Origin of the sequence: Viridibacillus sp. FSL E2-0187 (assembly GCF_038006425.1) — a bacterium.
Lineage (GTDB): Bacteria > Bacillota > Bacilli > Bacillales_A > Planococcaceae > Viridibacillus > Viridibacillus arvi.
The window spans coordinates 1,132,239-1,143,798 of record NZ_JBBOVG010000001.1 but is presented as its reverse complement, the minus strand read 5'-3'; the positions used below and the strand labels follow the sequence as shown (position 1 = coordinate 1,143,798).

The 11,560-nt window shown below is 35.4% G+C and carries 9 protein-coding genes and 1 other annotated feature; of the genes, 4 read left to right on the top strand and 5 right to left on the bottom strand.

Annotation, left to right across the window (positions count from 1 at the left end; translation table 11 throughout):
• Positions 1-72: 72 nt before the first annotated feature.
• The 3 genes from MHH85_RS05575 to fabZ all read left to right on the top strand — a co-directional run bounded on the left by MHH85_RS05575 (position 73) and on the right by fabZ (position 2,205).
• Positions 73-741 (top strand): ribonuclease H family protein, encoded by a 669-nt coding sequence (locus MHH85_RS05575; RefSeq protein ID WP_340706210.1) that lies wholly within the window; start codon positions 73-75, stop codon positions 739-741.
• Between the two features lie 422 nt (positions 742-1,163).
• Positions 1,164-1,535 (top strand): nucleotide excision repair endonuclease, encoded by a 372-nt coding sequence (locus MHH85_RS05570; RefSeq protein ID WP_053416132.1) that lies wholly within the window; start codon positions 1,164-1,166, stop codon positions 1,533-1,535.
• Between the two features lie 244 nt (positions 1,536-1,779).
• The gene (gene fabZ / locus MHH85_RS05565; RefSeq protein ID WP_193740272.1) at positions 1,780-2,205 is read left to right on the top strand and encodes a 3-hydroxyacyl-ACP dehydratase FabZ; all 426 of its coding nucleotides are present in this window, start codon (positions 1,780-1,782) and stop codon (positions 2,203-2,205) included.
• Positions 2,206-2,283: 78 nt separating this feature from the next.
• On the opposite strand, the gene MHH85_RS05560 is transcribed toward fabZ, so the two are convergent.
• From MHH85_RS05560 to MHH85_RS05540, 5 genes are all read right to left on the bottom strand, one after another.
• A complete protein-coding gene (locus tag MHH85_RS05560) occupies positions 2,284-2,796 on the bottom strand; it encodes a GNAT family N-acetyltransferase (RefSeq protein WP_340706209.1) in 513 nt (170 codons plus the stop codon).
• 10 nt (positions 2,797-2,806) lie between these two features.
• A complete protein-coding gene (locus MHH85_RS05555) occupies positions 2,807-3,562 on the bottom strand; it encodes a class I SAM-dependent methyltransferase (protein ID WP_340706208.1) in 756 nt (251 codons plus the stop codon).
• Positions 3,563-3,724: 162 nt separating this feature from the next.
• Positions 3,725-5,599: a dynamin family protein gene (locus MHH85_RS05550; protein WP_340706207.1), complete on the bottom strand. Its 1,875-nt coding sequence runs from the start codon at positions 5,597-5,599 to the stop codon at positions 3,725-3,727.
• A gap of 277 nt (positions 5,600-5,876) precedes the next feature.
• Positions 5,877-7,697: an ABC transporter ATP-binding protein gene (locus tag MHH85_RS05545; protein WP_193740276.1), complete on the bottom strand. Its 1,821-nt coding sequence runs from the start codon at positions 7,695-7,697 to the stop codon at positions 5,877-5,879.
• Positions 7,690-9,432, bottom strand: a complete 1,743-nt coding sequence (locus MHH85_RS05540; RefSeq protein ID WP_340706206.1) for an ABC transporter ATP-binding protein — start codon at positions 9,430-9,432, stop codon at positions 7,690-7,692. The genes MHH85_RS05545 and MHH85_RS05540 overlap by 8 nt, the downstream gene beginning before the upstream one ends.
• Before the next feature lie 132 nt (positions 9,433-9,564).
• Positions 9,565-9,818: a binding site (T-box leader), on the top strand.
• Between the two features lie 51 nt (positions 9,819-9,869).
• Here MHH85_RS05540 and metG point away from each other — a divergent pair.
• Positions 9,870-11,513 carry a methionine--tRNA ligase gene (metG, locus tag MHH85_RS05535; protein ID WP_340706205.1) on the top strand — a complete coding sequence of 548 codons (1,644 nt, stop codon included), beginning with the start codon at positions 9,870-9,872 and terminating at the stop codon, positions 11,511-11,513.
• Positions 11,514-11,560 lie beyond the last annotated feature (47 nt).

Here is an 11,560-nt window from a genome sequence, read left to right as displayed (position 1 = left end):
TTGAAAAAGGCGAATTATGAATTACACTGCAAAGAGGTTTTTGCTCATTTTAAAGGCAGAGGAGATAAAACGATGAACATCTCAATCGAATGGGTTTACAAAACACCAAGAGGAACAGAAGCTATATTTCGCTCCGAGGAGATGCCTGCAGAAAAAGGACTATTAGTAGCAGAGGATCTTGAGCGGACAGGACGCGCCAAAAGTATAACCTTTACTGACTCATTTGACTGCACTTGGACAATTAAGGAATTGAAACGCTACATTAAAGAGATTGAAACTGAACCTCATAATATTACAGTGTATTTCGATGGTGGCTTTGATCGTACGACTAGCAATGCTGGTTTAGGCTGCGTTATTTATTTTGAACAGAGTGGAAAATCGTATCGGGTGAGGAAGAATGCCCCTTCTGAAGTGCTGAAATCAAATAACGAGGCAGAATATGCCGCACTTTATTTGGGTCTTGTGGAGCTTGAGCAATTAAATGTTCACCATCTACCTGTCGTTTTCATCGGAGACTCACAAGTTGTTATCAATCAGATGAGCGGTGAATGGGCGTTATTAGAAAAAGACCTATCAAAATGGGCAGATCGAATTGATGAGAAATTAAAAAAGCTTGGTATTCGTCCTAATTACGAGCTCGTACCAAGAAAATCGAATGCTGAGGCAGACCGACTTGCCACACAAGCGCTAAATGGTGTCGACATCAATGCTCAACTTGAACTGACTGCTGACAACGATTGATATATGTTAAGTAATAGTCATCTTAGAAAAGTAAACAAATATCGATTATATAATGGCAGAAAGAAAGGAATTTCTGAATGAAAAATATGATAGTAGCTATAACAATATTTTTAGTCATTTTGATAATTCTTCCATTCTTTGATATAAACGCACACTATCTTCTAACTAATACAGTGGAATGGTTTACAAAGTTCGTTCTCCCATGGATTATGCTATATTGGATTATTAGACTCGTAAAAATTTTAGAAATACAGCAATAAGATCTGTAAAAATAATTGTCTATTTTGCTTAAGGATAAATTGAAAATAGGGTCATAATTTTTTATAATAGACGTGTATTTCGTCAACTAGTAAATCCGATAGCTTTTCTAACACAATTATGGTAGCATTAACTACTATATAATAATGAGGACGTGAATTTTTTTGATCAAAATTGAAATGCCAAAACCAGACGTAGTAATTCGTCAACGCGAACAAAAAATTAAAGAAGGGGACGCTATTATCCCTTCAATTTATGGATTTATTGATTTCCATGAAATCCCTCGTGATAAAGGCGGCTTTTTCATGTTCTTTAACAAAGAAAATGAGCTTTTATTTGTAGGTAAAGCACGTAAAATCCGTCAACGTGTGAAAAAACACTTTGAAGATAACGTTTCACCTATTAAAGATCACCGTAACGAAGTTCATAAAATTGAAGTATTCGTTGTTGAAGATCAAATGGAACGTGAAATTTACGAAACATTTGCTATCAACCATTTCCGTGCGAAATACAATACTGAAAAAGTATTCTTCTAAAAACAAAAGCGTTCAGCCTGTGCATTAGCACTTGTTGAGCGTTTTTTTATGCTCTTAAAATATATAAAGTACGAGATATTAGGAAACTTTCGTACCTTATGCTTCGAATATAATAACTTGAAAGTACGGTTTTAAAATTCCATTTTATTATTTTTCCTTAAAAATTCGAAAAAAACATTACCAACTATTAGCACCAGGTGTTAATATGAAGAGGTATCAATTTATGACCTTGGAGGAAAACATATTGTTAGACACACAAAAGATAAAAGAAATCATTAAACATCGTTACCCTTTTCTATTAGTAGATCGAGTGCTCGAATTAGAAGAAGGTAAAAAAGCAGTTGCCATAAAAAATGTGAGTGTAAATGAAGAGTTTTTTAATGGGCATTTCCCAGGCTATCCCATTATGCCCGGTGTATTAATTGTAGAAGCATTAGCTCAAGTTAGCGCTATTGTCATGCTTACAAAAGAAGGTAATGAAGGACGATTAGGACTTTTAGCTGGAATAGATAAATGCCGCTTTAAACGCCAAGTGATACCTGGAGACCAGCTACGCCTTGAAGTTGAAATAACTCGAGTAATAGGTGCTATTGGGAAAGGCAAAGGAATAGCCACTGTAGATGGCGAAATAGTTTGCGAGACAGAATTAATATTCGCCTTTGGTGATTAATCAGATTTCCAATCGATTAAGAAGTAAAGATAGAAAGCAGCCGATTATTAAAATCGACTGCTTTCATTTTTATATATACTAAATTTTTGGCCAACCATACGTAAGTAACTCTAATTGTTCACCGCCAAATTGAATTGGATTGGAGTCGATAAATTCAGCCCCCATCGCTTCATAAAAGCGACAAGATGAATTGTCTTCTAATACTTTCACAATTGACGAACTGTAATTGAGTTTTTTAAACTCTGCAAATAGTTGTTTTAACATAGCTTTACCAATTCCTTTTCCTTGCTCATGCTCAAATAGGTAGACGGCCGTAAGATCCGCATCATATGTTGGATATTCACCTTCTTGAGTTTGAGAACCACATATAAAACCTACAATTTGTTGATCTTCTTCCTTCACTCCTACAAGAATAATATTCCCTTCACTTTCGATATTACGCTGCCATAATGCTTCTCTACTGCTATATGTTAGATTGTCCAAGAAGTCTTGTTTTATTATCCCTTTGTAAGTTGTGCGCCAACTGTCTACATGTACTTTCGCTATACCTGCTATATCTTCAATTGTTGCAGGACGGATAACATACGTCATAGTCTAAACCTCACTTTTTTCGTAGAATTACTGTATATATCATTGCTTCTTCCATTGGCACTTGCTTATGGTAAATCCAGTTATCATAGTCCATTTTTCCACCTGGAATAATCTCTTCAATAGCTAATGAAGTACCTATTAACATTTTTTCGAATTCAGCTACTTCATAACAGCGCAACGATTGTTGCTTTTTTTCATCCGGGTTTTCCGTCAACCACCAAGTATCTAGCATTCTATTAGTGTCTATAACAAAATCATATTGTCGACAAACTGTCTTAGAAAGCTCCATAAATTGCCCCGCTGTTTTAGCCCAATATGCAGGTGCGAAAACATCTATAAATACTGTACCATCAGGTTTTAGCCAATAATCTATATTGTGAAGTAATAATTGTTGATCCGCATCTGTTCCAACCCCAAAACCATCCCAATAACATATAGTATCAAATTTATCAGCAAGCAAAATGGTATAGAAGCTGTCTTGATGAGCCTTAATTCTTCTCGTTACATTATTTTCCTTAGCTAGCTCAAACATTTTACTTATGGCACGTGGAATGATTTCAACAGCTGAAACGTGATTTCCATGCATCGCTGCTGCTACTGCGAATTCTCCATTGCCACTTCCCAGCTCTAGAATATTTAAATCTATCTTTAAGCCATTTTTCTCAACTAACTCTACTTTGTCATGATGGTAAGCTTCTACCTTTGCATCAAATATTTGATCCATATATTCGTATTGTTTGTCATAAAATTGTTCATTCTTGTTCATTAATTAACACTCCTTTTTAGTATCTGAAAGGTGTGTTATTGACGTAAATTTCGAATCCCCATATGAAGTCCGCCCCTTTTTTTATTCCCTTTATTGTAACATAATGGAATTATGTCTACAAAAAAAGATACTTACACCCAGTTACGGGGTAAGTATCCTCGCTTAATCACTAATACCGCTATAAATAGGCGGTTCTTCAATTTCTGATTTCATATCATCAATTGTCAATTGAAGAGGATGTAAATGATATTTTTCATATAATCTTGATTGTATTTTTGAGATTTCATCATTTTGTTCATCGATATGTGTACTTGCAATTAACGTTTCATGTGATAATTTAATACTTTTAATCTTTACTAAAGTTTCACTTAGTGACAACCTTTCCTTTTTTGTCACTAGGAGATCCTTCTGTTCAATGAGCTGCTCCACAAATGTTTCGACAAAGTCTTTTGCCTCCAAAATGTTATTAAAGCCATTCAGCTGTCTAATTGCGGTTATTAACTGTTGTTTCTTTTTCTTTCGCTCAGTGCCAATCAGACTAATTCGATTAATAATTCTCTCAATTTGATCGTTAGCGATGTCATTTAAATTCTTCAATACTGCTGGATATTCGTTAAATAATTGCGTTTCTAAAGCGAGAACTTTCTTGTATTGTTGCACGAGTGTCGCTTGTAAAACTTGAGATGGTTCGTTTTGTTTACTCTGCTTTCCACTTTGTTGCTCGTTGACGAACATTGTTTTTAACAGGCCCTTCCCTGTTGAATGGCGCTGTTTTCCTTCGTTTCTATTAGACTCATTTTTGTACGATTGAAGCATTTTACGGTATTCCCTTACAGCCTTCAAATAATCGTTTGAATACTCAACAAAGACCATGACGTCATAGGTTTTAAAATGCTTATTATTCGAAATTACTTGTAGCAATTGATACAACGTTTGCACATCTTTAAAAACTACGCATGCCTTTCGATATTCCTTTTCATATGAGATAAGCTTTTGATTTTCAATTTCTGTTCTTTCAGATGTCTTTTGTTTTCCTATTTGACTCTGGACTAATAGATTATAAGCTGTTATATAAGGCTCTCTTTGAGGTATTAACTCCATCTCAGTTTGAAACCTCTTAAGCCATTTGATAAAGCGTTCCATGATGAGATATACGCGATCTGTTTGGTTATCGTGGGAATTCTCAATTTCCTCTAATAACAAGTCAAAGTTACTTTGGTTCCACTTAACCTCATCATCTGTTACAACAGCTACTTCGGCATCTCTAACAGAGATCCCCATTATTTTACGGAAATAAGGTGAAAGTAATTTTTTTTGTTCAGCTATAAATTGCTCATAAGCCGTTTCATGAATATCAATAGCGTTAATTATTGCTAATGGTTTTACATTCCGTTGGTGAAATTTTTCAAGTAGCTTTAACTCACCTAGTGTTGGTTTTGAATTACAGTTGAAAATCCAATACAAATCATCCGCGCGGTTTAATATCGATTCCTTTACATACGCTGATTCATCACCACTCGGCTCTAGCGGTGTTGTATCGATAAGTGTAATTTTTTTTAGCAATTCATTATTTACATAAACTTCAATATAATCCAGGTTTTCACGTAAGATTTCGGCACTAAAGGTGTCTGATGTTGTGAATAGTTCTACTTTATCAAGATCAAAACTCGCTACTTGTCCATCAAGGAAATAAGCCTTCACTTCTTCTGTTTGACCGTATCGAATAATGGTATTTATCGCAGTTGCTTTCGCCATTACCGTTGATAGTACGGTTCTTTTAAGCAGTGCATTCACTAAACTTGTTTTCCCTGCGCCAGTCATGCCTATAAGTAAAATCATTGTCTGATTTTGAGCGTCTTCAATAATTCGTGTCAGCACTTTATTTGTACCTTTAACATATGTATTTGTTGAAAGAATCATATTCAAACTTTTTAACTTTGTAACGAATTGTTGTAAAAACTCATTAGGTTCATTTTTGTTCCAACGAATAAGCGGTGTATCTTCTAGATGATGTATTTTTCTTAGGTCCTTATCCATATTAACCAAACCCCATTTCTAATAGTTCTAATTATACAGCAAAACTATATTCAAATAATTAAAGAAAGTAAAACCAATGAAAAAATAGGGCAAAACATCGTCCACACACTGCTATAACCAAGACTATTGAACAAAGAAACACAACCTATTTTAATATATATTTTAGTTAAATATTGTATTTAGATAAAATTTTAATAAAAATACCCTAACCTCAATTAATACTGCATTAAATAAAAAAGATGATAGGTAATTATAACTATCATCTTTTCTTTTCAATTTAAGATGATGTGGGTAAAATATCTAATTTCCTTTGTAATTCAGAATAAAATCCTTGTTGCTCTATGAGTTCTTTATGATTGCCACGTTCTATTATTTCTCCGTCTCTAATAACAAGTATTTTATCGGCATTTTCTATCGTTTTTAAACGGTGTGCTATGACAAAACTAGTTCGGCCAGTCATTAAATGCTTCAGGCCTTTTTGAATCTGTACCTCAGTACGTGTATCTACACTAGAAGTAGCCTCATCAAGAATTAGAATATCCGCATCTTCTAAAATGGCTCTTGCAATTGCTAGCAGTTGGCGCTGACCTTGACTTAAATTCGTTCCACCTGACTTAATTTCCGTTTGATATTGAAGTGGTAAGTATTTTATAAACGAATGCGCATATGCCACTTTCGCTGCTTGAATGACTTCATCGTCAGATGCATCAAGACGCCCATAGCGGATGTTCTCCATGATTGTTCCTGAAAACAAATACGTATCTTGCAATACAACGCCAACCTTTTCACGCACATTGGCAATTTTATACGAACGAATATCTTCGTTATCAAGTACTATTTCTCCTTGATCAATATCATAAAATCTTGTCAACAAATTAATAATCGTTGTCTTCCCTGACCCTGTAGGACCCACAAGCGCAATTGTCTCACCTGCTTTTGCTTGAAAGGAAATATTCTTTAAGACTGGCTTGCCTGTATCATATGAAAAAGTAACATTTCGGAATGCAACATCCCCTTTAAGCTGTTCTTTTTCGATTGCATTTTGCCCATCAATACGTTCTGGTTTTTCATCCATAATCTCAAACACTCGTTCTGCACCTGCAATGGCAGATTGAAATGTATTCAACAAATTGGATAACTGATTAATTGGACGGAAAAATTGACGTGTATACGTTACAAATGCAGCTATAACGCCTATTGACGTATGACCACTTACCGCCATCAGTGCCCCTGTCCCAATCACTAACCCTAAACCAAGATTGTTCATAAAGTTATTAATGGGTCCAAGAAAGCCAGAAGTAATTTCAGCTTTCATAGCGGATGTTCTCAAACTTTCATTGACCTTTGCAAAATGTGTCGTCGTCATTTTTTCTTGACCAAACAAAGTAATTACTTCAGAGCCAGTTATAGTCTCTTCGATATAGCCGTTTAATGTTCCTAGATCCCGTTGTCTCTCAGAATAGTTAACACTACTCCTTTTAATAATTTGTTTCGATACAAATACGATTAGCGGAATAATGGTTAAAGTGACCACTGCTAACTGCCAGCTTAGTATGAACATTGCAACGCTCGTACCAATCAATGTTAAAATTGATGAGACAATTTGAACGACACTTTGGCTCAACGCAACATTTAAATTATCAATGTCATTTGTTACGCGACTCATTAAATCCCCTTGTGACCTTTTATCAAAGAAACGTAGTGATAGCGAATGCAACTTTTCAAATAAATCTAATCTTAACTTTTGAATTGTTTTTAATGCTGCATTGATCATGACATACGTTTGAAGCCAAGTGAAAATTGACGTTAGTACATATACACCTGCCAAAACAAATAACATTTGAGCAGTGCCACTTAAATCTTTTGGAATAATATAATCATCCACTATTATTCCGATTAGAAGAGGCCCTGCTAAGCTTAAAACAGTTGTTAATATAACGAGGAAAATTGCCCCAATGAGTTGCAATCGTTGCTGTTTCACATAATCCCAAATTCGCTTTAACGTTTGTTTTTGATTTTTCGGTTTCACAACAGGTCCACGAAAATGTGGTCCACGTTCTAATCCATTACGGGGTTGGTTAGGCTGTTCTTTACTCACTTAACACCCCTCCTTTTTCTACTTGGGTATCGTAGATTTCTTGGTAGATTGTATTATTTTCAAGCAATTCTTCATGAGTTCCCATACCAACAATCGCTCCGTCTTCCATTACTAAAATCTTATCGGCATTCATTATAGAGGAAATTTTAGAAGCCACGATAAAAGTTGTCGTGTTTTGATAATCTGTTGCAATAGCTTGCTGTATATTCTTTTCTGAAATACTATCTACCGCAGAAGTAGTATCATCTAATATAAGGATGGATGGTTTTCTGATAAGTGCTCTTGCTAAAGCAAGCCGCTGTCTTTGGCCACCTGATAAGTTCGTTGCACCTTGAGTTAAATTGTGCTGTAAATCTTCTTTTAATTTCTCAACAAACTCCATTGCACTGGCAGCATCAAGTGCTTTATACATATCTTTTTCCAAACTTTTTTGATTTCCATATTGTAAATTTTCTTTTATTGATCCCGAAAACAGCGTTGCTTTTTGTGGTGTAAATCCGATATTTTCTCTAAGCGTTTCTAAATCATATTGCTTTAGCGGAATATCATCTATGAAGATTTGTCCTTCATCTACATCAAAAAGTCTTGGAATCATTTTCACAAGTGTTGACTTCCCACTTCCTGTTGTACCAATAATGCCTATAAAATCTCCTGAGTGTGCAGTAAATGAAATATTTTTCAACACTTGCTCACCATTTTTACTATAGCTAAAACTGACATTTTCAAACGTAACTGCTCCATTGACTTCTTCTAACTTAATAGGATCGGCCGCATTTTGAACGTCAATTGGTGTTGCAAGTATTTGGTGTACTCGATTTGCAGAAGGGAAAGCGCGAGCAATTTGCATTAACACCATACTACTTGAAATTAGACCATTCATAATAATCGTTAAATAGTTGATAAAAGCTAAAATAACACCAACTTGTAGTGTGCCATTATCAACCTTTATCGCACCAAACCAGAGCGCCGCTATGATCCCCATATTAATGACAAACATCGTCAAAGGCATCAAAACTGCTACGACTTGGTCCGCAGTAATTGTTCGCTTTGTTAATTGATCATTTACATCCGTAAATTGTTCAATTTGATGGCGTTTTCGATTAAATGCTTTAATCACACGGATTCCAGCTAAATTTTCCTGCAATTTCGTATTCACCGCATCTATCGCTTGCTGCACTTTACCAAACATAGCACCTGATAACTTCGTGAAAAAGTAGATACAGATTATCAAGACAGGCACTACTACGAGTAGTACTGGAAATAGCTCTCTAGCAGTCATAAACACTATGACAATACTTCCGACAAATAATAAGGGACCACGTACAAAAATTTTCAAAGTCATCATTAAAGCACGTTGTAGGGCCTCTACGTCACTTGTCATTATCGTAATAAGCTTACCAGTCCCAAATGAGTCTCTATTACTACTCGAAAAATAAGTAATTGTATCATATAAATCCTTTCTAATATCCGTTGCAAAATGGACAGCTGTCTTAGCACTAAAGATGGAACAACCTACTCCACCAACAAGCCCGACTAATGCACTGACAATCATTAGAATGCCCATTTTCACTACATATGTATGATCTTGATTAGCAATACCTGTATCGATAATATGTTGCATAATAGTCGGTTGAATTAAGTCCATCGTTACTTCAACTACCATCAATAACGGCCCTAAAATGGCCAACCATTTATACGGTTTTAAAAACAGTAAAATTTTTTTAACAGCTTGCATAGTCTTCCTCCAATTTTGTAAATTAGATAATTATAACATATTATTTGATGCGCCCTCATTCATCAGCTGATTTTATTCGAAATATACTTGCTTTTCCAAGAATATTGTTTTATACTTCTTTTCAACATATAGAAACACGCGTTGATGAGGAAAAGTAAAATATATTAAGTTGTCTAGAGAGCTTCTGTTGGTGGAAATGAAGTGAACTTAACTATTTGAAAATGACCTCTGAGCTTCGTACCGAACGATTTATTTAGTAGGCTACGACGAGAAAGGCACTCGTTATAACAGCAACAGTATCCCTTATTGGCGTACTGATGAAGGCAAATGGTGCAAGCTATTTGTAAATGAAGGTGGTAACACGGGTATATATCCTCGTCCTGATCAATTAATTTTGATTAGGGCGAGGTTTTTTATTTTAGGAGGGATTTTTTTAAATGAGTATTGTTATTGGCGGAGCTTGGCCGTATGCGAACGGATCATTACATTTAGGACATATTGCTGCATTATTACCAGGAGATATTTTAGCTAGATATTATCGATTAAAGAAAGAAAATGTTCTTTATGTATCCGGTAGCGACTGTAACGGAACGCCTATTTCTATCAGAGCAAATCAAGAAGGTGTTACTGTAAAGGAGATTGCAGATCGATATCACGAAGAATTTACAGCTTGTTTTAACAAACTAGGTTTTACTTACGATTTATATACACGTACGGATGCTGAACACCATCATCAAACTGTTAAGAATATCTTCTTGGAGCTACTAGATAACGGCTTTTTATATAAAAAAACAATTGAACAAACGTATTGTGAACATGACAAGCAGTTTTTGCCAGACCGTTTTGTCGAAGGTATATGTCCAGTATGCGGTAGTAAGGCACGCGGGGATCAATGTGATCATTGCTCAACAATATTAGATCCTCTCGATTTAATTGATCGGCGATGTAAAATATGTGGCAATCACCCTACTGTGAAAGAAACTGAGCATTTTTACTTTGCACTAAGTAAGATGCAAAACGCATTAGAACACTATGTACAAAATGCAAAGAAACAAAAAGCATGGCGCCAAAATGCAATCGATTTATCCGAACGTTACTTAGCAGAAGGCATACCTGATAGAGCCGTTACGAGAGATTTACCAAACGGCATCGATGTACCAGTAGACGGTTTTGACGGTAAGAAAATATATGTTTGGATTGAAGCTGTATCAGGGTATTACACTGCTACATTAGAATGGGCCCAACAGCATCAGAAAAACGTTCAAGATTTCTGGAATAGCGACACAATCTCTTATTACGTACATGGAAAAGATAATATCCCTTTCCATACAATCATTTGGCCTGCTATTTTAACGGGTCTAAATAGCCCTGCCCTACCTACACATATTGTTTCAAATGAATACTTAACACTAGAGAAACGGAAACTCTCCACTAGTTTAAACTGGGCAGTATGGGTACCCTATATTATTGAAAAATACGATGCAGATACAATTCGATATTTCTTGACGATCAATGCACCAGAAAATCGCGACACAGACTTTTCTTGGCGTGAGTTTATTTATAGTCATAATAGCGAGCTCTTAGGTGCATACGGAAATTTCGTTAATAGGACATTAAAATTTATCGAAAAATCATTCGATAAACAAATTCCTAATGGCATATTAAATACTTCAATCAAACTTCAAACGCAAAAACTCTATGATGAAGTAGCTATAGCGATTGAACAAGGGCATTTTAAAGCACCACTTGAAGAAATCTTTTCTTACATCCGTTCAGCCAATAAATACTTTGACGAGCAACAACCATGGCTACAAGTAAAAGATGATGAAGTTGGTTGTGCGAACACTCTTGCAACATGCGTCTATATCATTTCAAATTTATCACAATTACTAGAACCCTTTATTCCGTTCTCGACAAAGAAAATTCGTGACATGCTTGGAATTTCTGATGTTTCGTGGCATGAATTAGTGGAATTACCAACATCCATTCAATATGTAGAACCATTGTTTGAGCGATTGGACATTGCGCTAATCGATGAAGAATATCAACATCTCATCAGTCAAAGTAACGCTGTAAAATAAACAAAAAAGCTTTCGGCAAATGGTTGATCCATTCGACGAAAGCTTTC